21 protein-coding genes are annotated in these 22,076 nt (G+C 49.9%); 6 read left to right on the top strand and 15 right to left on the bottom strand.

Annotated features, from left to right (window positions below; translation table 11 throughout):
- The first annotated feature begins 599 nt into the window (after positions 1-599).
- The 3 genes from EZM41_RS00095 (at position 600) to EZM41_RS00105 (ending at position 2,152) form a co-directional block, all read left to right on the top strand.
- Complete coding sequence (locus tag EZM41_RS00095) at positions 600-1,265, top strand: RraA family protein (RefSeq protein WP_198468205.1); 666 nt, start codon at positions 600-602, stop codon at positions 1,263-1,265.
- A 307-nt stretch (positions 1,266-1,572) separates the two neighbouring features.
- On the top strand, positions 1,573-1,773 hold the full coding sequence (dmpI, locus tag EZM41_RS00100) for a 4-oxalocrotonate tautomerase DmpI (RefSeq protein WP_198468207.1): 201 nt from the start codon (positions 1,573-1,575) through the stop codon (positions 1,771-1,773).
- A 25-nt stretch (positions 1,774-1,798) separates the two neighbouring features.
- The gene (locus EZM41_RS00105) at positions 1,799-2,152 is read left to right on the top strand and encodes a carboxymuconolactone decarboxylase family protein (protein WP_198468209.1); all 354 of its coding nucleotides are present in this window, start codon (positions 1,799-1,801) and stop codon (positions 2,150-2,152) included.
- 53 nt (positions 2,153-2,205) lie between these two features.
- Here the strand turns inward: EZM41_RS00105 and uxuA are convergent, their stop codons facing one another.
- Positions 2,206-3,261, bottom strand: a complete 1,056-nt coding sequence (gene uxuA / locus EZM41_RS00110) for a mannonate dehydratase (protein WP_198468210.1) — start codon at positions 3,259-3,261, stop codon at positions 2,206-2,208.
- Between the two features lie 129 nt (positions 3,262-3,390).
- Here uxuA and EZM41_RS00115 point away from each other — a divergent pair, with 129 nt between their 5' ends.
- On the top strand, positions 3,391-3,888 hold the full coding sequence (locus EZM41_RS00115) for a ribonuclease H-like YkuK family protein (protein WP_198468211.1): 498 nt from the start codon (positions 3,391-3,393) through the stop codon (positions 3,886-3,888).
- Positions 3,889-3,896: 8 nt separating this feature from the next.
- Here EZM41_RS00115 and gyrB read toward each other — a convergent pair whose 3' ends face one another.
- Together gyrB and pgm are read right to left on the bottom strand one after the other, a co-directional pair.
- A complete protein-coding gene (gyrB, locus tag EZM41_RS00120; protein WP_198468212.1) occupies positions 3,897-5,801 on the bottom strand; it encodes a DNA topoisomerase (ATP-hydrolyzing) subunit B in 1,905 nt (634 codons plus the stop codon).
- Between the two features lie 251 nt (positions 5,802-6,052).
- Entirely contained in the window at positions 6,053-7,720 is a 1,668-nt protein-coding gene (gene pgm / locus EZM41_RS00125; RefSeq protein WP_342449178.1) for a phosphoglucomutase (alpha-D-glucose-1,6-bisphosphate-dependent), read from the bottom strand.
- Between the two features lie 83 nt (positions 7,721-7,803).
- On the opposite strand from pgm, the gene EZM41_RS00130 reads away from it, so the two are divergent.
- Positions 7,804-8,412, top strand: coding sequence for a DedA family protein (locus EZM41_RS00130; protein ID WP_232618821.1), 609 nt, complete (start codon positions 7,804-7,806; stop codon positions 8,410-8,412).
- Positions 8,413-8,426: 14 nt separating this feature from the next.
- The gene (locus EZM41_RS00135; RefSeq protein ID WP_198468213.1) at positions 8,427-9,344 is read left to right on the top strand and encodes a radical SAM protein; all 918 of its coding nucleotides are present in this window, start codon (positions 8,427-8,429) and stop codon (positions 9,342-9,344) included.
- Here the strand turns inward: EZM41_RS00135 and EZM41_RS00140 are convergent.
- From EZM41_RS00140 to EZM41_RS00195, 12 genes are all read right to left on the bottom strand, one after another.
- A complete protein-coding gene (locus tag EZM41_RS00140; RefSeq protein ID WP_198468214.1) occupies positions 9,313-10,488 on the bottom strand; it encodes an MFS transporter in 1,176 nt (391 codons plus the stop codon). The genes EZM41_RS00135 and EZM41_RS00140 overlap by 32 nt on opposite strands.
- Before the next feature lie 9 nt (positions 10,489-10,497).
- Positions 10,498-12,222 carry a DNA polymerase/3'-5' exonuclease PolX gene (gene polX / locus EZM41_RS00145; RefSeq protein WP_198468215.1) on the bottom strand — a complete coding sequence of 575 codons (1,725 nt, stop codon included), beginning with the start codon at positions 12,220-12,222 and terminating at the stop codon, positions 10,498-10,500.
- A 6-nt stretch (positions 12,223-12,228) separates the two neighbouring features.
- Positions 12,229-13,614, bottom strand: a complete 1,386-nt coding sequence (gene fumC, locus EZM41_RS00150; RefSeq protein WP_198468216.1) for a class II fumarate hydratase — start codon at positions 13,612-13,614, stop codon at positions 12,229-12,231.
- A gap of 19 nt (positions 13,615-13,633) precedes the next feature.
- The gene (locus EZM41_RS00155; RefSeq protein ID WP_198468217.1) at positions 13,634-14,530 is read right to left on the bottom strand and encodes a DMT family transporter; all 897 of its coding nucleotides are present in this window, start codon (positions 14,528-14,530) and stop codon (positions 13,634-13,636) included.
- Between the two features lie 23 nt (positions 14,531-14,553).
- Entirely contained in the window at positions 14,554-15,855 is a 1,302-nt protein-coding gene (locus EZM41_RS00160) for a lactate racemase domain-containing protein (protein ID WP_198468218.1), read from the bottom strand.
- A gap of 68 nt (positions 15,856-15,923) precedes the next feature.
- Positions 15,924-17,213, bottom strand: a complete 1,290-nt coding sequence (locus EZM41_RS00165; protein WP_198468219.1) for a TRAP transporter large permease — start codon at positions 17,211-17,213, stop codon at positions 15,924-15,926.
- A 32-nt stretch (positions 17,214-17,245) separates the two neighbouring features.
- Positions 17,246-17,782 (bottom strand): TRAP transporter small permease, encoded by a 537-nt coding sequence (locus tag EZM41_RS00170; RefSeq protein ID WP_198468220.1) that lies wholly within the window; start codon positions 17,780-17,782, stop codon positions 17,246-17,248.
- Positions 17,783-17,877: 95 nt separating this feature from the next.
- The gene (locus EZM41_RS00175) at positions 17,878-18,921 is read right to left on the bottom strand and encodes a TRAP transporter substrate-binding protein (protein ID WP_198468221.1); all 1,044 of its coding nucleotides are present in this window, start codon (positions 18,919-18,921) and stop codon (positions 17,878-17,880) included.
- Positions 18,922-19,184: 263 nt separating this feature from the next.
- A complete protein-coding gene (locus tag EZM41_RS00180) occupies positions 19,185-19,931 on the bottom strand; it encodes an SDR family oxidoreductase (protein ID WP_198468222.1) in 747 nt (248 codons plus the stop codon).
- A gap of 138 nt (positions 19,932-20,069) precedes the next feature.
- Positions 20,070-21,110, bottom strand: coding sequence for a zinc-dependent alcohol dehydrogenase (locus tag EZM41_RS00185; protein ID WP_198468224.1), 1,041 nt, complete (start codon positions 21,108-21,110; stop codon positions 20,070-20,072).
- Positions 21,046-21,534 carry a Gfo/Idh/MocA family oxidoreductase gene (locus tag EZM41_RS00190; protein WP_198468226.1) on the bottom strand — a complete coding sequence of 163 codons (489 nt, stop codon included), beginning with the start codon at positions 21,532-21,534 and terminating at the stop codon, positions 21,046-21,048. The genes EZM41_RS00185 and EZM41_RS00190 overlap by 65 nt, the downstream gene beginning before the upstream one ends.
- A gap of 29 nt (positions 21,535-21,563) precedes the next feature.
- A partial coding sequence (locus EZM41_RS00195; protein ID WP_198468227.1) for an IS3 family transposase occupies positions 21,564-22,076 on the bottom strand: 513 nt, incomplete at its 5' end.

The raw sequence follows: 22,076 nt of genomic DNA on the forward strand, positions 1-22,076 counted from the left end.
ATGGCATTGACAGTAGCCTGGGTGGGTAGCAAATAGATTAAACGCTCAGCGTCGTTTGCCCATAGCAAAAGTGCTTCGGTTTTACCTGTACCTGTGGGGGCTCGAAGTTGAATATTATCATTATAGCTATCTTCTGCCGTCCATTTCCTCTGTTTCATAGCTGCATCCTCCTATTGTGCTCCCATGAGAGAGTTCTTCATCCTCCCTTTTGGGATATTATCCTCTACACTTTGAGGGTGTCCATGCCCTCAGGGGGTCAGTATGCCTTTTCCATCTCTACAACAGTTCTGACCTTCCCTGCAGAGAAGAAAGCGAAAACATCCTTGACTAACTCTTCCAGAATCTGTGCTAAAATAACCCTATTCATGAGGGACCCCTCCTTTTTGGTGTTTTGCCGAAGAAATTCTACCAAGGGAGGGGCCCTTCTTTTTGTCCTACCATTTTTCCTACAAATATTTTACGCCGTCCGTGAAAATGCTTCGAAGGAGCAATTCAACGAAGTCGTTGACAAATATTTTTCCAAAAGTATAGTGATGGCGTTGCTTAAATATTACTTAACTGAGGAGTCATGCATAATTACTTGTGAGGGAGTGATATAGGTGAATGAAGGATTGCCATCGGCAGTTAAGAAGGATGACGTCTCTAAGCTCTACGCAGCCGTTTTGGCGGACGTGATGGACCGTATGGATATCTGGGACCACACTATGCGATATGACATACGGCCCTTAGACCCAAAGATGAAGGTTTTCGGCCCTGCACGCACGGTATTAGCTGTCGAAGTCTACAGGGTTCCGGAGGAACTGTATAAACTGGAAATCCAAGCCGTGGATTCTCTTAAGCCGGGCGATGTGATGGTAGTTACCCAAAACGGCGCTACATGCTGCAGCTTCTGGGGAGAATTATTGTCCAACGCGGCTGTGGGACGCGGTGCAAATGGCATAGTCATAGACGGACTTACCCGCGATGTCCAAGGCATTCTCGAATCGGGTTTTCCCGTCTTTTGCCGAGGCACCTCGCCTGCCGACTCCCGCGGCCGTTTAGACGTCATAGACGTGGATGTTCCGATAAAATGTGGCGATGTGATGGTTAACTCTGGAGATTACATTTTTGGAGATGCAGACGGTGTAGTGGTTATACCCAAATATGCGTTGGAAGAAGTGTTACGTAAGGCGATCGAAAAGGTTGAGCAAGAATCCACTATGCGAGAAGAATTGCGCGCAGGGATAAGTGTAGCTGAAGCATTCCGTAGGCACGGGATCTTATGACCAAAGCTATTTTTGCCAATTTTCATCCGAATTTTCATAATTTAAGGCGTATCCAAGAAAGGTAATCGCTTTGATGTTCTATGCAAAGTCTAACCCTCAACCTTAAGTGAGATCAACACAATCTCTCGGGCGAATTTCAAGACATACGACAAAAGCTTTTGCAAGGCTTGCCGACAACTAGATAAGCTGACTGCGCCAAAAGGGCACAATTTTAATACCTGGCGGGGTAATATGGACATCGTAGGCAGTTTTCTGCTATCATTATAAACATCGTAAACCTTGGCATCCAAAAAAAGGGGGGGAGGCAATGCCGGTCATAAGCGTTTCTGGGCCGAAGCTGAGCGCCGAGCAAAAAAAGGAGCTCATAAGCGAGTTCACTGGAGTGGCAAGTCGTGTGATGGGTATTCCTAAGGAGAGTTTCGTGGTGCTCATTCAAGAAAACCCTCCGGAGAATGTGGGGGTTGGCGGTATTCCGCTGGCAGAAAGACACAAGCCTTCGGGTTGTTAAAATTTAAGAAAAGAGGTGAGAGTAAATGGCAGAAAGCCCGAGAGAAATTTTGAGAGAATTGAGCGCCGGTACCAGAGAGGTAAGTGAGCTCTACGGCGAACAACTCCAGGCTTTTGCTAAATTCGGCGAAGGCATATACAAGCCGATGAAGCTCGACACGAAGACCAAGGAGCTAATAAGCGTGGCTTTGGCTACCTATGTGAGGTGTAAATACTGCATCGTGAGCCACGTATATAAAGCCATCAAGGCGGGGGCTACCCCCGAAGAGATCATCGAGGCTGCTCTGGTCGCCGTAAACCTCGGCGGCGGGCCGGCATATACCTATGCGGTCACGCTCGTTAAGGATGCGGCGAAGGAGTTTGCTTCAAAAGAAGAATAAGCAGTAGGGCTGGGCCTCCCCGGCCCTACTGCGAAAGATTTGTGCCGTGCGGTCTAAGATCTAAAGGCTGTACTTTTCTCTGTAGCCTCCCAGAGACCGGCTATATACATGGCGCCAAGCGCCCTGTCGTAAAGCCCATAACCTGGTTTCCCCTCCTCACCCCAAATCATGCGGCCATGATCCGGGCGAAGTGGACCGCTGAAACCCACATCATGATAGGCCTTTACGATTTCGTAAATGTCAAGGCTACCAGCACATGAGGGGTGAGCGGTCTCGCAGAAGCGTTTCTCTCCTGTAATTTTCACGTTCCTAACGTGAGCGAAATGTATTCTGCCAAGAGCGCCGAAGCGCCTCACCATGGCAGGAATATCGTTTTTGGGATCCACTCCGAGCGAGCCGGAGCACAGCGCTATGCCGTTGGAGGGGCTATCGACGAGCTTTACAAGGCGCTCAAGCGCTGCCTCATCCCTTATGATGCGAGGAAGGCCAAAGATAGACCATGGAGGATCGTCTGGGTGAATGGCCATTTTGACCCCCACCTCCTCGGCAACCGGAACGACCCTTTCCAAAAAGTATTTGAGGTTAGCCCACAGATCCTCCTCACTTATTCCCCTATAAGCATCCAAAAGATACCTCAACTCGCTGGCGCTATATGCAGCGCCCCATCCAGGGAGGCCCTGCGCACCTGAGGAGAGGTCCACCTTGGCAAGCTCGTCGTGATCATAGCTCAGCGCGTAAGAACCGTCTTCGAGTTTAAGTGAAAGGTTGGTCCGCATCCAATCGAAGACTGGCATGAAGTTGTAACATACGACGGGCACACCGCTTTTGCCTACGCTCCTCACGCTTTCGCAAAAGGCGTTTATATATCGATCGCGACTGGGAGAGCCGAGTTTTATCTCTTCTGCCACAGGAATGCTTTCAATGGCGACCAAAGAAAATCCCTTTTCCTCCACTTCTTTTTTAAGAGCCTGGACCTTATCAAATGGCCAAGGTTCGCCCGGAGGCAGATCGTAGATGGCGCTGACGATCCCTTTCACAACGGGAATCTGACGGATTTTGTCGAGAGACACTGGGTCATTCGTTCCATACCATCGAAAAGAAAGATTCACGGCATTCTCCTCCCTCTTTTTCTACCGCATTTCTTATATTATATATTGTAACAAAAGTGTGATGTAATTTTGGAGTTATTGCTGCTAAACTTACACAAAACGCCCATTAACGAAGGAAGGTGCCCTTAGGTGTTCATAAGTCCTACCCATGGCGCATTGAGCTTCGAAGACGCAATCGAACGCGTCAGCGCATTTTTAACAGAAGAAGGTAGCTACAGGCTCATTGTAGGAACCGACTCGCAAAGCTACAGAAATGGAGTCCTTTTCGTTTCGGCCATCGTAATCCACAGGATCGGACGCGGCGGCATCTATTTCTATAGGAGGCTGTTCAACGACAGGCTCTATAGTTTTAAGGAGAGGATCTTCACTGAGACCTCTTTGAGCTTGTCGTTAGCCGGCGAGCTGCTTTGTGCACTGGCCGAAGATCCAGAACGATCCGAATATTACAGGAGAATACTCGAAATCCACTTGGATGTGGGAGAGCAAGGAGAGACGAGAGAAATAATCAATGCTGTAGTGGGCATGGTAAAGGGAAGTGGCTTCACGGCTCAGGTAAAACCTGAAGCTTTTGGTGCCTGCAGCGTGGCCGACAAGCACTCGAAAGTGACGCGGCATCACGCTGCGTGAACCTATGCCTATATATCGAGGTTTTGCACTTCCATAGCGTGGGTCTCTATGAACTCTCGCCGTGGTTCGACTTTATCGCCCATCAAGATATTAAAATAATCGTCAGCCACCACGGCATCTTCAATCTCTACCCTCTTCAGAATGCGATTTGCTGGATCCATGGTAGTCTCCCACAGTTGTTGCGGGTTCATTTCGCCGAGGCCTTTATAGCGCTGAACGGAATATTTACGGCCATCCAAACTGGAGGTCAACTCTTTCAGCTCGCCAGTGCTATAGCAGTAATGAACGCGATCCCCAACCTGTAATCGGAATAGGGGCGGTTGCGCTATGTAGAGATATCCTCCCTCAATTATCTCTCGCATGTAGCGATAAAAGAAGGTCAGCAATAGCGTCCTTATGTGGGCGCCGTCGACATCGGCATCCGTCATTATGACTATACGATGATATCTGAGCTTTTTAACATCGAAATCCTCACCTACTCCACAGCCCAACGCTTGGATCAAAGTGCGAATCTCGTTGTTGGATAGAACCTTGTCGAGACGAGCCTTCTCTACGTTGAGGATTTTGCCGCGAAGCGGAAGGATGGCCTGAAAATGTCTGTCGCGCCCTTGTTTTGCACTGCCGCCGGCCGAATCGCCTTCTACTATATAAAGTTCGCTCTGCCCTGGGTCACGGCTTGAGCAGTCGGCCAACTTGCCGGGCAGATCTGCACTCGAAAGCGCCGACTTACGGCGCACTAACTCTCTGGCCTTCCTGGCGGCTTCACGAGCCTGACGCGCCTTCAGCGCCTTCTCTATTATCGGGCCCAGGGCTTGGGGGTTATCCTCAAAATGGGCGATCAGCCCCTCGTAGACTATGGAATCTAAAATGCCCTTGACCTCGCTATTGCCAAGTCTGGTCTTGGTCTGCCCTTCAAATTGAGGGTTTTGAAGCTTCACGGATATAACCGCTGTCAACCCTTCTTTCAAGTCTTCGCCAGAGAGGTTCGCTTCCTTGTCGCGCAGGAGCTTCTGTCGCCGCGCCATTTCGTTTACAGCCCTTGTGAGGGCAGATCTGAAACCCGAGACGTGCATGCCACCTTCTATAGTATGGATAAGGTTGGCGAAGGCAAAGATGCGCTCGATATAGCTATCGTTATACTGAAACGCTACTTCCACTTGCACGCCTTCTCGTTCGCCTTTGACCAAAAACGGCTGGGGCGTGAGCTTTACCTTGTCGCGGTTCAGATATTCCACAAAGGCAGAGATGCCGCCATCGTAGCAGAAAGTGACTTCTCTGCCGTCTTTTTGATCTCGTAGGGATATCGAAAGGCCGGGTAGTAAAAAAGCAAGCTCTTTGAAACGGTTGCTGAGCACGTCCCAGGATAATGCCTTTTCTCTAAAAATCTCCCCATCGGGCATAAAATGAACTTTTGTGCCTCTCTTTTGCGACTCGCCGATTAACGTCAACTCGGTTGCGGGGACGCCCCTGTGGAACTCCTGTCTCCACTCCCTGCCATCTCGCCATATATTGACGACCAACCATTCGGACAGGGCGTTAACCACGGATACCCCCACGCCGTGAAGGCCGCCTGAAACTCGGTAAGCCTTATTGTTGAACTTGCCACCAGCGTGCAAGGTAGTTAAAACGGTCTCAGCTGCCGGCCTGCCAGTCTGAGGATGGATATCGACCGGTATGCCGCGACCGTTATCTTCCACAGACACACTGCCGTCGGAATGAAGCACCACGATAATCTGGTCACAGAAGCCGGCCAACACCTCATCTACGGCGTTATCGACAACCTCATAGATCAAGTGATGAAGACCTCTTGGGCTCGTGTCGCCAATATACATGCTCGGCCTCAGGCGCACTGCCTCTAAACCTTCCAATACTTGAATGTCCTCTGCGGTGTATTGTGAGACCGGTGCAGTCATGCTTTCTTTCCTCCTCACAAAACCTCGTACCTTCACGAAAAAATCATTGCCGCTTGACCAGCGTCAGCGGCGCAACCTCCAAAACCAAAGCACTCTCGCTCCGCAGGCAGATCAACACCTCATATTAGTAGCAAATAAGGGTTTTTATCTTCGAGCGACAAAAACACAGAAATTGCTCCTGCGGAAGGCGGGCATACCTATATGCGCACTTGTATTATACCACAGAACTTCACATCTTTAGATGTAGGTTATCAATGCTGGCCTTGAATCCTGGCCGCAGCGAAGGCAACATCTATAATATGTTGTGCCTCTTCCAATATCTTGGCCAAATGCTCTTCACCTCTAAGGCTTTCCGCATATATCTTATAAACATCCTCTGTGCCAGAAGGCCTTGCAGCGAACCAACCCCCTTCGGTGACCACCTTTATTCCGCCTATAGGGGCACCGTTGCCAGGGGCATGGGCGAGGATGGCGGTGACGCGTTCGCCAGCTAACGTATCGGTCTGCACATCATCGGGAGAAAGGCGCCCCAGGACAGCCTTCTGTTCTGGCGTGGCCGGGACGTCTATCCTGGCAAAATAAGTCCTGCCGAAGCGCCTTTCAAGTTCTTCGTAATGCTCTGCTGGGTCTTTCCCCGTAACGGCCGTGATCTCGGCAGCCAGAAGCCCCATAATGATCCCGTCTTTATCTGTGGTCCAAACTGTGCCATCCCTGCGCAAGAAAGAAGCTCCAGCGCTTTCCTCCCCCGCAAATCCCAGCGAACCCGACAGCAGTCCGTCGACAAACCACTTAAACCCGACCGGCACCTCCACCACTTTCCTGCCCAGACCACCAGCGACGCGATCGATCATGGAGCTCGAGACAATCGTTTTGCCTACAGATACGCCCTCTTCCCAGGCCGGACGATGTTGAAAGAGATACCAGACTGCTACGGATAGATAATGATTTGAGTTCATGAGGCCACTTTTAGTAACTATGCCGTGACGATCGACGTCCGGATCGTTGCCAAAGGCAACGCTAAAATCCTCCTTCAAGCCGATCAGGCGAGCCATAGCGTATGGCGATGAACAGTCCATACGGATCTTGCCATCGTGATCTACCGTCATAAAAGAAAAGGTTGGGTCAACTCTCCGATCCACCACGTGCAGGTTCAAACCGTATCTTTCGGCTATGAAACCCCAATAATCTACGGCCGCTCCGCCCATGGGATCTACGCCCATTTTTATGCCCGATGCGGCTATGGCCTCCATGTCGACAGCGTCGTTCAAATCATCGACATAAGGCTTAATGTAATCCCTTCGGTGAACTACCCCAGATGCCATGGCCTTCTCAAAGGGGATGAACTTTACTCCCTTCAATCCACTCTTCAGCAAGGCGTTGGCGCGATCCTGAATCACCTTCGTCGTTTCCGGATCAGCCGGCCCACCTTGAGGAGGGTTGTATTTGAAGCCACCGTCTTCAGGAGGATTGTGAGACGGGGTTATGACGACACCGTCAGCCAAGCCGGAATTCTTCTTGAGATTAAGATTATAGGTCAGTATGGCGTGAGATATGACAGGAGTCGGCGTATAGCCAAAACCATCCTGAATGACCACATCCGCCCCGTTTGCGGCAAACACAGACACAGCTGTCATCAGAGCGGGCTCAGAGAGCGCGTGCGTATCCATACCTACAAAAATCGGCCCTGTGATGCCGCGAGAAGCCCTGTATTCGCATATGGCCTGACATATGGCCAATATATGATCCTCATTAAAGCTCTTCTTCAAAGAAGAACCGCGATGTCCCGACGTGCCGAAGGCGATCCTTTGAAGCGGATCGCTCGCATCGGGTTTTAAGGCATAAAAGCTTGCTACCAAGCGCGGCACGTTTATCAGCAGTTCAAGCGGCGCCGAATGACCGGCCAATTCATGAATTTTCACTCTTAATCCCTCCCGTTTCAACCTTTGTTCTATTATACTGAATCGTGCGCTTCCAAACCTCTAAAAAGCGGAGTGATTAAAAATTGCAAACCCTGATAGAGTGGCTCGTGTCGACGATAGGAAGGCTGGGGTATCCCGGCATCGCAGCCCTCATGTTTTTGGAGTCCTCGTTCTTCCCATTCCCGAGCGAGGTAGTGATGCCACCCGCAGGATATTTGGCAGCCCAAGGAAGGATGAATATCTGGGTTGCGGTCGCGATGGGAACGCTCGGAAGCCTCCTGGGTGCCCTTTTCAACTACTGGGTAGCGGCACACTTCGGGAGGCCCTTTCTCGAGCGATACGGCAAGTATCTCTTCATCAGCGAGGAGACGCTGAAAAAAGCAGAGCAATTCTTCCTCAACCACGGCCATATAAGCACATTTATCGGCAGGCTCCTCCCCGGGATCAGGCAATACATATCGCTTCCCGCCGGCCTGGCGAGGATGAAAGTACCGACCTTTTGCGCCTTCACTGCCCTCGGCGCTGGCATATGGAGCGCGATATTAGCTTGGGTGGGATATTGGGTAGGGTATAACCAGGAGCTGGTCGCGCAATACTTACACTCCATAACTGTTACCGTCATCGCCGCATGCGCCATCATAATAGCGCTTTACCTACACCACCTACGCAAGAAGAAAGATCGCGCTAAATGAGGAGGCCTTGCGAGATGCCCTTCAAGCCCGCCTATTTAAAGCTTGGAATTGAGGAAATAAAGAATCGAGCGCGCAAAGCCTTAGAGCTGCTTTCGCCATGCCGACTGTGCCCCAGGCGGTGCGGGGCAAAACGTTTGGAGGGGGAAACGGGCTTTTGTGGCATCGGAAGGCTCGCGAGGGTGGCGAGTTACGGACCGCATCATGGCGAAGAGCGTCCTTTAAGCGGGCGGTGCGGCTCAGGGACGATATTCTTCGGCGGATGCAATTTGCGTTGTTCTTTTTGCCAGAACCACGATATAAGCCAGCGTCCAGCTGGAAGAGAAGTCGATGCAGAAGATCTTGCATCCATAATGCTCGCTCTGCAATCAATGGGATGTCACAACATAAACCTGGTCACACCGACCCACGTGGTCCCACAGATACTGGAAGCCCTTGCCTTGGTAGCGCAAAGAGAGTTATCCCTCCCGTTGGTATATAACAGCGGCGGTTATGACTCTATAGAGGAGCTCGAACTGCTCGACGGCATTGTGGACATCTACATGCCCGACATGAAGTACGCTGCCCGAGAGGTGGCAAGGGCTCTCTCTGGCGCAGAAGACTACCCAGAGGTGAATAGAGCCGCCGTTAAAGAAATGCACAGGCAGGTGGGAGACTTAGAGCTCGATGAGAAGGGGCTGGCAAGGAGAGGGCTTTTGGTAAGGCATTTAATTTTACCAAATAATCTCGCCGGAACTGAAGAGATAGCCGGATTCTTGGCAAAAGAGGTTTCGCCTCGCACATTTTTAAATGTAATGGACCAGTATTACCCAACCTACAAGGCCTTCGACCACCCCGAAATTGCCCGTCGCATCACAATCGTCGAATTTGAGGCAGCTGTAAAAGCAGCCCTCGACGCCGGGCTTACGCGCCTTTACGGGACACATCAGCGTTAAGTTCGGGCACAAACCTCACAAAACGCTCCCACAATAAAAACACAACCACCGAACACGCCAAGATCGCCAAAGCGAGCAACCGCAGCGCCCACTCTTCTCCCACAAGCGATGCTAAATACCCGACCAAGAGGGGAGATAGGAACCATCCGGCATCCATGAAAAACCAGCCCAAGGCCGTCCCTTTGGGGCGCAAGCGCGGAGGGGTGAGATCTGAGATCAAAGCGAGATGAACGGGAAAACCGAAACCCAACCCTAGCCCGAAAAGGCTTCCCAAAACCAAGAGTTCCAAGTCGCTATCAGCCTCTATGGCCGCCAAAATCACTATAGCCATCAATATGGTCACAGGAGCCGCCATCCTCCTGCGATCCCATCTGTCGAGAATCCTCCCTCCTAAACCCCTGAGGACCAGACAGACGAGGGCATTGGCCCAAAGGAAGGCAGCCGGGTTCAACCCTTTTTCGGAGAAGAAACCGCTCAGGGAGAGGAAAAAGGCGTTGGCCAGGGCGAAAAGCAGTGTAGATACGACCAACAGGTGTACGCCCTTAAGACAAAACAGCTCTCTCCAGCTCCCCCATTCTATCTTAGGCACGTCTACGCCCTCCGACGGCATTTTGAGCAGTAGTCCCAAAACTATGCAGCAGAGCGCTGCGACTGGGGAAATAAAAAAGTATAGCTCCACAAAACCCTTTCGGAGAAACCATCCACCTAAAGGGCTCAACGTGGCCAAAGGGAGTATGGTCAACACCGTTATCCAGCCAAATCGCGACCCCCTGACGCTCTCGGAAAATATGAAAGATTGGTGCGTCGTAAGCCCCACCAAGTAGATCCCGTAGCCGACCCCGCCTATAACCCTGTAAAAGATCATGTAAGGGACAGAGGGGAGCGAAAAAAAGACGCCCAAAGCCCCAAAGAGCGATATGATCCCTGCAACGAGAAGCGTCTTGCGCAATCCAAAACGCTCAAGCACCCAACCGCCAAAGGGACGTATAAAGGTGGTACCTATGTAAAAAGAAGCCAAAACCCAGCCGGAAACGCGCAGCGAAAGACCGACGCTGCTCAAGTAGACAGAGAGCAAAAAGAATATATTAGAATACGCATAAATAAAATAAGTGGCCCACAGGGAGATGGAAAATTGGCTGCTCATGTCTTCGCTTTAACTAAATCGACGCAGCGCTCGCTTAAGGCCATCGAGAGGGAGAGCGTTAACTACGTCCTTAGCTTCGAGCCATCCTCGCCGAGCCTGGTTTATGCCGTAGCGCATGAAACTCAGGTCTCCGATTGCGTGAGCATCGGTTGAGATGGCCACCCGGACACCCGCTTCTTTGGCGAGCCTGCACGCCTCATCCGTGAGGTCTAATCTGTCGGGGTGAGCGTTGAGCTCCAAGATGCAGCCGCGCTCCTTGGCGGCTTCAACTAGGCGCTCCATGTCGACATCGTAGCCGTCGCGCTCACCTATTAGCCTGCCCGTAGGGTGAGCCAGTATAGTGAAATTTGGGTTGTCCATGGCTTTAATGATGCGTTCTGTCTGCTTCTCCCTGGAAAGATTAAATTTATGATGCACTGCCCCGATGACGAAGTCCAGGTCCTTCAAGACATCGTCCGACAGGTCAAGGTAGCCGTCCTCCATAATATCTACTTCTATGGACTTCAAGACCACGAAACCATCGAGACGCTCGTTCAAGCTATCTATTTCCTTCATCTGCTCCCGCAACCGCCTCTCGTCAAGACCTCGAGTGACGGTCAGGTGTTTTGAATGGTCGCTTATCGCAATGTACCGATAGCCGCGCTCCTTGGCGGCCAAAGCCATTTCCTCGACGGTGTGATAACCATCCGTGGCCTTTGTGTGCGTGTGAAGGTCGCCCTTGATCGAGCCGATCGTTACAAGTTTGGGCAATTTACCAGCTTTAGCAGCCTCTATCTCCCCACGATCCTCTCTCAGCTCCGGTTCTATATATGGAAGGCCAACGCTTTCGAAGACATCTTCCTCTTTCCTTCCGGATATGCGCGCCTCACCTTTAAAGACACCGTACTCGTTGATCTTGAGCCCCCTTTCCACGCCAAGTTTGCGGATGGCTATATTGTGCGCCTGAGAACCCGTAAAATAATGCAACGCCGCGCCATAACACTCATCAGGCACGACGCGGAGGTCTACCTGAAGGCCATCGCGCAACCTGACCGAGCACCTTGTCTCCCCTTGAGACAATATCTCTCCTACGCTCTCATAGCTAAGAAAGCGCTCCCTAACCGGCGAAGCTGCATTGCAAGTTACTAGTATATCCAAGTCGCCTACCGTCTCTTTCTTGCGCCGATAGCTTCCGGCCACCATAGCCTCACGCACGCCATCAGTCTCTTTTAAATATTGAAGCAATGGCTCGGCCACTTTCTCTACGACTGCAAGCTTGTATCGTTTGCCTACCTGCTGAATTTTGCCTATTTCCTCGAGGATCTTCTTGCTCTTCTTCTCGCCGAAGCCCGGAATGCACGCCAACTTGCCGGACTCGGCAGCGTTTTTGAGATCTTCGATAGTTTTTACGTTCAGGCTCTTGTAGACTGCTTGAACTCCTTTGGGCCCGAGGCCAGGGATCCTTAAAAGTTCGACCAAGCTCGGAGGGACGCGAGATTCCACCTCTTTGAGCTTAGAGAGAGTTCCGGTTTCGACGATCTCCTGGATCTTTTTGGCTATCTCCTTGCCGATGCCTGGAAGCTGGGTGAGTTCTTCACCCCTCTCTATCATATCTGCCACGCGCTTAGAAAGGCTCGATATGGTGCGAGAGGCGTTCCTATAGGCTCTGACCTTGAACGGATTTTCGCCATCTATCTCCAACAGATCGGCCAGCCTTTCGAACATATCGGCTATATCTTGATTGCTCACGGACATTTCTATCTATCCCTTCGGGGCTATCATATCTTCCGGCCGCACCAGCCTATCGAATTCCTCCTCAGAGAGATAACCGAGCTTCAACGCTGCTTCTTTAAGGGTGAGCCCTTCAGCGTGGGCGAGCTTCGCTATCTCTGCCGCTCTGTCGTAGCCGATGTGCGGCGTCAAGGCTGTTGCGAGCATAAGGGACTCGCTCACATATTTAGCGATGCGCTCGCGATTTGCCTTTATCCCCACTGCACAATGTTCGTTAAATGAATTCACCGCGTCGGTCAACAATCTTACAGATTGAAGGAAGTTGTATATTATAAGTGGCATGTAAACGTTGAGCTCCAAGATCCCCTGACTCGCAGCAAGTCCAATTGTCCCGTCGTTTCCCATGACCTGGACGGCAACCATAGAAAGCGCCTCACACTGAGTGGGATTGACCTTGCCGGGCATGATGGAGCTTCCAGGCTCATTAGCAGGGATAATAATTTCACCTAAACCGCAGCGAGGGCCGCTCGACAAAAGCCTGACATCGTTTGCGATCTTCAAAAGATCCGCAGCTAAAGCCTTTAGGGCACCATGGACGAAGGCAAGATCGTCCTTGCTGGTCAAAGCATGAAATTTGTTTAGGGATGATCGAAATTGCCTCCCTGTCAGGGCGGAGAGCTCTTCGGCCACCAGCCTGCCGAAATCGGGATGTGCGTTCAGGCCGGTGCCAACAGCGGTGCCGCCTATGGCCAAATCCCTCAAGTATTCCACGCTGGACGCGATCATCGACTTTGAACGCTCGAGCATGCCGACCCAGCCGGATATCTCTTGCCCCAGGGTGAGCGGCGTGGCATCTTGAAGATGGGTGCGCCCGATTTTTATAATGCCTTCGTATTCCTTCGCCTTCGATGCAAATGTCACTCTTAGTGCCTCCAAGGCAGGAAGTAGCTCGTCTTCTATGGTGATTAGTGCAGCAATATGCATAGCGGAAGGAAATACATCGTTTGAGCTTTGAGACATATTCACGTGGTCGTTGGGATGGATCTTAGGGATGCCGCTTTTTTCGAGGATCTGGTTGGCTCTGTGGGCTATAACTTCGTTCACGTTCATGTTCGTCTGCGTGCCGCTTCCCGTCTGCCATACGACGAGCGGGAACTGGTTGTCCCACTTGCCAGCCAGGATCTCGTCGGATGCCTGAATTATGGCAAGAGCTTGTTCGCGATGGAGCTTGCCGAGTCTCTCATTTACGATAGCAGCGGCCCTTTTTATCATAACCAAGGCCTTTATCGCTTCGTTGGGCATGCGTTCCCAGCCAATTTTAAAATTTTCGAGGCTCCTTTGTGTTTGCGCTCCCCAAAGACAATTAGCTGGAACTTTTACTTCGCCCAGGGAATCTCGTTCGATTCTATATTCCACAACCGCTCACCTCGCAAAGCTATTTGCCTGAACTTCGGTTTACCAACCACACGCCGAACAGGATCATGGCTCCTCCTGTCAGGACGACGAACGTTACCGGTTCTCCCAAAACGAGCGCCGCTACGACGAGAGCCACCAACGGTTCCAAGTACATGAACGCCCCTACCCGCGATGCCTCCATGACCTCAAGGGCATCATACCAGAATACGTAGGCCAAGCCCGAACAGAAAATGCCCAAAAAGAATAGCCCAGCCCATCCTGAAAGATTAAGGTCAATAAAGTCGACAAATCCAGGACCCAATAGGGAAAACGGCACATTCAAGAAAAGCCACCCTATGCCCATAACATAAAACATCATCAAGGCAGCCGGGCAACGCCGCAACACCACTCTCGATATGACAGAAAAAACAGCCCAGTTCACAGCGCTGACCACCATGAGGAAATCACCAACTGTGCCAAAACGGCCAGAGAGGAGCGAACTGAAGTCTCCCTTTGAAACCACCACTACTACGCCTAAAGCCGCGACAGCAATGCCAGCTACCTTAGCACTTCCCAAGCGCTCTTTTAGGACCAAGTATCCCAACAGGGCGATAAAAACCGGGGTTGTGGTGATTATCCAAGCCGAAGTCGAAGCTTGAGCTGTCAACAAACCGACGCTTTGAAGCCACTGATGAAGGGCAACGCCCAGAAAGCCCAACAAAGCCAACGAGGGAAGGATTCCGGCGGGCAAGCCTGCCCATTGCCTTCTGAAAAAGAGAGCGCCACCCAATACGGGCACGCCTATGGCAAAGCGCGCCCAAATGAGCGAATATGGAGAAAGGCCTTGGAGGGCCACCTTCGTAGCGATGAAGGAGGCCCCCCACACGGAAGCGGCAAACGCCGCCTTAAAGATGGCTACTGCTTCTTTCTTGGTCATGATGCAGTGCCACGCACTTCATCCTACCGCCCGCGATAGTATTCTCGGATCAAGCCTCCCTGGGCATCGAAGCGCCATGGTGTAGGCTCTGTAAGTTTAACTAAAACGTCGCTCTTTCCCACCTCATCCAGATAGGATTCGGAAACCTGTATGGTGTAAAGCTCAAGCGTGTTCTTTATGCGCACCACGGCGGCATTCTTCGGCTCAACACGATTACAAGTTGCTAATCCTAACGCTATCGCTTCCCTGTCGCTATTCATTACCACTGGAATTTTGACCCCCTCGAGCACAGTGGAGGTTATAGCATTTATATACGATGGCGCTAAGTCGAGTTTTCTTACGAGGTTATACGAGGTGACATCTGCTAAACCTACACCTATGCCGTTGCCATGGGTATCTTCGGTCAGGTCGAGGACGGCTATCTTTTGTATGGGTATAGTCTCAAACCCAGGAAGCCTCGACCCTGTACGTCCTATGACGTTGGGATCCATACCGTCTCCGCTTATGTCTTTACCTATTTCATCTACCACGAGGAGGTCGATGTGCGATAACAGAAACCGTGGCATGTTTTCCTTGGCTATTTTTAGAAGCGCTTTATCGCGCTCTACAAAGCGCTCTGGCTTAACGGCTTCTATTAGCATTGTCTCGTGATAGGCATTTTCGACGATCGCCACGCCGCACAAAATGGGCGCTTTCTTTAAAAAGACCTTCCCAACATTGGGGATTACGGTTTCAAACTTGTCAAAACCCATTTTGTGTATTGCAGTAGCCCCTTTGTGCTTGCCCAATCCTATGGCCATCATCTTTAGCAAGCCGCTCTCGTGTGGTCCTCGGTAGTCGGTATGGGGCTTAACCCTGTTACACACTACAATACCGTCAGAATTATAAGCCTCTTTATCGCAATATACAGTAACACCATCATCAGTAGTTCCTATTTCTACTACATCCATAGAAGATATGACGGGAACCCCCATCGTCTCCTCGGTTATGCCGTATTCGGCAAGAACCTCCTTCTGCCCTTCAGCCGTAGCTCCGCCATGGCTTCCCATAGCCGGGACGACGAAAGGCTTGGCGCCCTTTTCTCTTAAAGATTCCGCTATCGCCTTGACTATGGAAGAAATATTATTTATGCCGCGGCTTCCTGCCGTTATGGCTATGCGTTTGCCCTCTAAATTAGAGGGTAAGACCTTGTTGAGTTCCTCTTTCGTAGTTTGCCGCACGTCGTCGAGTTTTTGCTTGTTGAATCTTTGCTCAATCCAGAACATTCTCGGCAGGTCGAAATCCAATCCACCTTCGACCTTGACATTGACCTTCTCCCATAACATAGGGCACACCACCCTTTCGCGTAATGGTAAGCTTTCAACTATTGTACCAGTATTATACCAGCGTGCGTTTAATCGTATCCAAAAAGCTTAGGCAAGAGCATGGAAATAGAAGGAACATACGTAATCAACAAAAGTGTGGCCACCTGAACTAATACGAATGGCAAAATAGCCCTACTTATCCTTTCAAGGGATATCTTGGCAATGCCGCAGGCAATAAAAAGACACAAACCCACCGGTGGAGTGGCCAAACCAATGATAAGGTTGATTACGACTACCAATCCAAAGTGCAGGGGGTGGATGCCTAACGCTATTGCTATAGGGGTTAATATAGGAGTGACTAATATGATGGCCGGCGTGGGATCCATAAAACACCCCAAAAACAACAAGAGCACATTGACGCATAAGAGATAAACGAAGGGGTTGTCAGTTAAGGAAAGGAAGAAATTGGCGGCAATCTGGGGCACCTGCTGGGTAGCCAAGATCCACGAGACAATGCTGGACATCCCGACGACCACAAGCACTACACCGCTTCCTATGCCGCTATTGAGGAGCGCTCGCGTCAACCCCTTAAGGTCCAATTCATGTGTGACGAAAAAGCCCACGATCACGGCGTATGCGACGGCTACTGCGGAGGCTTCCGTAGGGGTAAAGATGCCGGAAAGGATGCCGCCTAAGATAATTATAGGCATCATAAGCACCAAAATCGCCCTCCGGAAGATGCGGATGAACTCCATAGGGCTTATCCGTGTTTCTCTGCGAGGGTAGTTTCTTTTTAAAGATATCATATAATTATAAATCATCATAGCCACACCAATTAATATGCCCGGTATAGCTCCCGCCAAGAAAAGCCCCGCGATGGAAACATTGCCCGCAGCCACAGCATAAATCACCAAGGGGATGCTGGGCGGAATGATTGGACCGACTACGGAAGAAGCTGCTGTTATGGCGGCACTGTAATCGACGTCGTATCCGCCCTCAACCATCATAGGTATTTCCATAGCACCCAAGGCAGCGGTATCCGCCAACGCAGAGCCGGTGATGCCGGCAAAGAGCATGCTGGCAACTATGTTGACGTGGCCTAACCCACCTCGAATATGTCCTACCAAGGCGTCGGCGAACTTAAAAAGCCGCGTGAGCATTCCTCCCGAAAACATCAACTCTCCTGCCAACATAAAGAACGGTATCGCCATTAGGGGAAAGGAATCTATGCCGGTAAACATACGTTGCACCATCAACTTTAACGGTATACTACCCCAACTTGAAAGCGAACAAAGGGCGCTGACTCCCAAAGAAAACCCTATAGGCATGCCGAAAAATATGCATATTATTAAGGCGATCAAAAGGACTGTTAATACCATTTGCTAAACACCTCCAAAAAATAAATAAACTTTTATTTAACCTCTCCTTGTGAAGTAGGGCTCTCTTCTGGCAAAGGCACAATAATGTCGCGGAGGTTTTCAAGAAATGACGGCAAGAGCTGTAAAAGCATAAAAAATGAGCCTATAGGAACAGACGCATACGGCCAAGCCATAGATACCATCATGGCTGGAGAGCGTTGAAAAGCTATATCATGACACAAAAAATACCCTTCCTTGATAAGGACGAAAAAGAGAACAAACAACGGAATCTTAATCAAAAGCGATATCCAAAGTTGCATCCTCGAAGAGAAGAGTTTCCTTACGAAGAGCTCCACCCCTATATGAGAGCCGATTCTGATCCCCATTCCGGCTCCAAGAAAAGCTATCCAGGCCATTAAAAATCGTGCCAATTCCTCAGACCAGGGGAAAGGGCTTTTGGCTATATACCTCATATAAACCTGGGCAATAATTACAACCGCCATGATTCCCATCATTCCGATAATAATGACTTTTGCTATATTAGCTGTTATATTGCTTATCTTTTTAGCAATCAGAACCAGTTGAGTCATGCTTCTGCCTCCCAACCCGATTAACCATTCATGGGGAGAGTCAAAGCACTACAACTCTCCCCATGAATGGTTACTTATAGTAGTACGTTATCGCCCTACTCTCCATAAAGTTCTTTTCTGGCCTTTTCGGTTTCGCTAAAGAGGTAGTCTATCCACTTCTGAGGAACCTGCGTCTTCACCCATTCGAGCACCTTCGGCTGAGTAGCCTGACGAAATGCGTCTATCTCGTCAGGGGTCGGGACATAAATCTCCATGCCCTTTTTCTTAAGCTCATCGACGCCAATAGCTGACGTGTACTGTTGCATGCCGCGGTGGACCAACCCGGAAACTATGGCGGAATCTAACACTATCCTTTGAACGTCTTTCGGTAACCCTTCAAAGAATTTGTCATTCATAAACGTAAAATCGATGCTGTAGATGTGACCGTCCATAATCAGGTACTTTTGCACTTCATAGAACTTCATAGTCAAAATTAACGAGACGGGGTTTTCTTGGCCGTCCACAACCTTTTGCTGCAACGCCGTGTAAAGTTCTCCCCAAGCAATGGGAGTGGGGTCCGCGCCGAGAGCTTTTACCATTTCCATGTGACCAGGGTGCTCCATCGTCCTGATCTTTAAGCCCTTCAAATCTTCAGGCTTCTTAATTGGTCTAATCCTGTTGGTGAAGTTCCTGAAGCCGTTCTCGGTGATAGTAAGGCATCGTATGCCGGTCTTTTGTCTCATCTCTTCCATGAGGTCTCTGCCGAAGGGGCCGTCAAGTACTTTCCATGCCAAAGGAGCCGACTCAAAGAGATAGGGGATGCTCAATACCGAGATCTCGGGGAAAAACCCGGGCACTGTGCCTTCGCTGACGTTACACATCTCGATTGTGCCGACCTTTACGCCTTCCAACATCTCCCTCTCGGAGCCAAGCTGACAAGCAGGATAGACCTGCACCTTAACCTGCCCATTCGTGGCCGCTTCGACGAGGCTTTTGAATGTAACAGCGTCTCCGTGGGCCGGACTTTGAATCGGATCGGGGGGGTCACCATGGGCATACTTTATGACAATCTCCTTCGCCAGCGCCGGCGAGCTGCACGCAACAAAGAGCAACGCAATGGCCAACGAGGCGACCTTAAAAAATCCCTTTCTCCCAAACATAGCCATCCCTCCTCATCCTCTTTGTCTTACATATTACTTGCACCAGCAAACCCACTCTTTCCTCACCTTGCGAACCTACGCCCCGCATCACCTCCCCCGCAAAATATACTTTAATTCATCTCTTACCTAAACTGTGCTTCTGCCGAATAAGCTTTTGATTTTAGCTTTATTATACTATTCCACCTCGCGACCTCTCCGCAAAAACAAAATTGAGCTTTAAAAGCAAAACACTACAACAATAGCCTTCCTCAAAAATGCGCAAATCACATATACTGGCCGCCATTTACGTGTATGGTTTGCCCCGTAATGAAACCAGCCCCGTCAGACGCAAGAAACATTACTGCAGGCACTATATCAGCTGGAATGGCCAACCTCCCCAAAGGAATTCCTTTAAGAATTGCCTCCTTGCCTTCTTTTGGGAAGCATTCAGTCATGCGCGTCTCAGCGGTGCCAGGGGCAACAGCGTTAGCTGTTATCCCATAAGGGGCCAGACGTTTTGCTAAGTATTTCGTAAAACAAACGAGCCCAGCCTTCGAGATGGAATACGCTGGACTCGTTAATATACCGCCTATAAACCCAGAAATAGAAGAAATATTGATTATTCTTCCCCACTTGGACGCCTTCATTAACGGGATAACAGCCTTAGTTATAAAGAACGGTGCCTTCAGATTGATGGAAAGCGTCTTATCCCACTCGCTCTCCTCAATTTCTTCGATGCTCGTCAAAGGACATACGGCTGCGCCATTGACCAGTATATGTACAGATTTAAATTTTTTAGCCACAGAATCCACCATTGCATTTACAGCACTAAGATTAGTTATGTCTACTACATGGGGTACGACTTCCCCAGGAGCTCCCTTTAAGTCTCTGCAAAGGGATTCGAGACGCTCTTTATCTACATCACAAGTGTTAACTATCGCCCCATCTTTGACGAAAGCCTTTGTTATTTCGCGCCCAATGTCTCCAGCCGCTCCTGTAATAATTGCTACTTTGCCTTTAAACGTAGCCACTTCTCGATCACATCCCATCAGTCTAATTTAATTACATGTATATCGCACAAAGGCGCCTCAATATTGCCTTTCACATGCGCGTCTCAAGCCCAAGGCAAATCTGTTGCGTTACAAATTAGCCTAAAAAATCGCCAAAAACTAAGGCTTCAAGACAATCTTTAATGCTTCTTTTTTCTCCAACAAATCACAAGCGGCATTAACCTCATCCAGTTTCATTATATGGGTAATTAAAGGTCTAATTTTTATTCTACCTAACTTATAAAATTCCAACGCCAAAAGGTAGTCCGCCCATTCAAACCCCTGCAATCCCTTAATGCGCCTTTCGTCCCTCACTAAATTCCAGGGTTTAAAACTAACCTGCTGCCCAAGAAAACCACTGCCACCCATCAAAAGAAGACCACCGGAAGCCAGCATCTCAATCCCCTGAACGACTGCCTCCACCCTGCCAGTAGCTTCTATGACCACATCAGCCCCCTGTCCCTCGGTAAGCCTCCTCACTTCCTCCACTGGATCGACCTTGTCTCCTCTGATCGTCTCGTCGGCACCCAATTCCTTAGCCAACTTAAGGCGTTTTTCGTCTGTGCCTAAGCCCACCATTATTAATTTACGCGGACCTGTAGTTCGGGCCGCCTGCAAAATAAATAGACCAAATGGTCCCGGCCCCATAACTACAACAACACTTCCTGGCTTAACTTCATTCACCCTTATGGCCCGGACTGCCGTAGTAACAGGTTCCAAAACAGCTGCTTCCTCAGGAGGAATTCCATCGGGCACCGGAAAGAGAATCTCATCATAAACGGCCACATATTCGGCAAAACTTCCGTTAGTATCGATCCCCACATGGCTCCAACTTCGGCATCTATGATAAAGGCCAATCCTGCAAGGGTAACAATTTCCACAACCCTTAATAGCGCTTGTAACAACCTTATCTCCGACTTTAACCTTCCTGACCTTGGAACCCACCTCAACGACCTCGCCATAAAATTCGTGCCCCGGCACAATGGGCGGTTTGACGGGGCCATGCCTGCCCATAAACGTGTTATTTCTAATGGCAACGTCTGTTCCGCAAATGCTCGTAGCTATGACCTTTACTAAGGCTTCGTCGTGTTGTAGCTTAGGAATCTCCCGTTCCGACAATACCAGCTCCTTTCGCTCGTCCATCTTGACCGCAGCCTTCATCGAAAAGTACCTCCTTTAGATTCCTCAATTCTGAAATCTCAACTTTGCGCCCTTCTTCGGCAGCTATATAACTAGCGTACGCAACCCGCACAACTTCCTTGCCCAATTCACCGTCTGAAATGGGATCTCGATCAAAACAAATGGACTCCATAAAATCCTGCATCTCTTGAGGATAACCCCTCATCCAATCTTCGTCGGGGGCAGGGAAGCTCCAGCCAGCTTTTGTCTCAAGTTTCTCAGTGAGATATTCTTCAGAGAATATCTCTGGTGCAGGGGCATAAGCCTGACACGCATCCCCTCCGGATAGATTGCATTTAACAACGCTGTTGGAAAGCTGGACGGTGACTGTATTGACAACGCCTCCCAAAGTCACATCATTGGCAAAAACCGTAGCTTTAGTTTCGTCTTCAAAGGTCAAAAACACTGCTGACCAGTCTAAGGTGGACCCCAATGTCAAGACAAAAACTGAGGTTGTTTAAGATGGATTGCTAAGGTCTGTTCGTTTGCATGGTTCTTGGGTCTTGAGTAAATCTCATGAGGCGTCTTGTATCCCAAGGATTCGTGTAGCCGTTCTGCATTGTAGAATCTGAAATATCTGGCCAAACTATCTTTGGCTTCTCTTGCTGTCTCGTAACTATGAATATACACTTCCTCGTATTTCACCGTCCTCCATAGCCTCTCTATGAAGATGTTGTCGAACACACGACCTCTCCCATCCATGCTGATCTGTATGCCGGCCCCCTCAAGTATTCCCGTAAAATCGCTGCTCGTAAACTGTGAACCCTGATCGCTGTTAAATATCTCCGGACGTGAGATTGATAGCGCCCTGTTCAGTGCTTCAAGACAAAAGCTCGCATCGAGCGTATTGGAGATCTCCCAAGATAGCACATACCGGCTATACCAGTCCATTATCGCTACAAGGTACATAAACCCCCTATTCATCCTGATGTATGTTATATCCGTGCT

It is taken from the genome of Acetomicrobium sp. S15 = DSM 107314, from assembly GCF_016125955.1.
Lineage (GTDB): Bacteria > Synergistota > Synergistia > Synergistales > Thermosynergistaceae > Thermosynergistes > Thermosynergistes pyruvativorans.

Coding starts and splice junctions, on each gene's coding strand:
- EZM41_RS00155 (WP_198468217.1), bottom strand. CDS start 14,530: ATGACCAAGAAAGAAGCAGTAGCCATCTTTAAGGCGGCGTTTGCCGCT.
- EZM41_RS00140 (WP_198468214.1), bottom strand. CDS start 10,488: ATGAGCAGCCAATTTTCCATCTCCCTGTGGGCCACTTATTTTATTTAT.
- EZM41_RS00165 (WP_198468219.1), bottom strand. CDS start 17,213: ATGGTATTAACAGTCCTTTTGATCGCCTTAATAATATGCATATTTTTC.
- EZM41_RS00170 (WP_198468220.1), bottom strand. CDS start 17,782: ATGACTCAACTGGTTCTGATTGCTAAAAAGATAAGCAATATAACAGCT.
- polX (WP_198468215.1), bottom strand. CDS start 12,222: ATGTCCGTGAGCAATCAAGATATAGCCGATATGTTCGAAAGGCTGGCC.
- EZM41_RS00160 (WP_198468218.1), bottom strand. CDS start 15,855: ATGTTATGGGAGAAGGTCAATGTCAAGGTCGAAGGTGGATTGGATTTC.
- dmpI (WP_198468207.1), top strand. CDS start 1,573: ATGCCGGTCATAAGCGTTTCTGGGCCGAAGCTGAGCGCCGAGCAAAAA.
- EZM41_RS00175 (WP_198468221.1), bottom strand. CDS start 18,921: ATGTTTGGGAGAAAGGGATTTTTTAAGGTCGCCTCGTTGGCCATTGCG.
- gyrB (WP_198468212.1), bottom strand. CDS start 5,801: ATGACTGCACCGGTCTCACAATACACCGCAGAGGACATTCAAGTATTG.
- EZM41_RS00105 (WP_198468209.1), top strand. CDS start 1,799: ATGGCAGAAAGCCCGAGAGAAATTTTGAGAGAATTGAGCGCCGGTACC.
- EZM41_RS00135 (WP_198468213.1), top strand. CDS start 8,427: ATGCCCTTCAAGCCCGCCTATTTAAAGCTTGGAATTGAGGAAATAAAG.
- EZM41_RS00185 (WP_198468224.1), bottom strand. CDS start 21,110: ATGAAGGCTGCGGTCAAGATGGACGAGCGAAAGGAGCTGGTATTGTCG.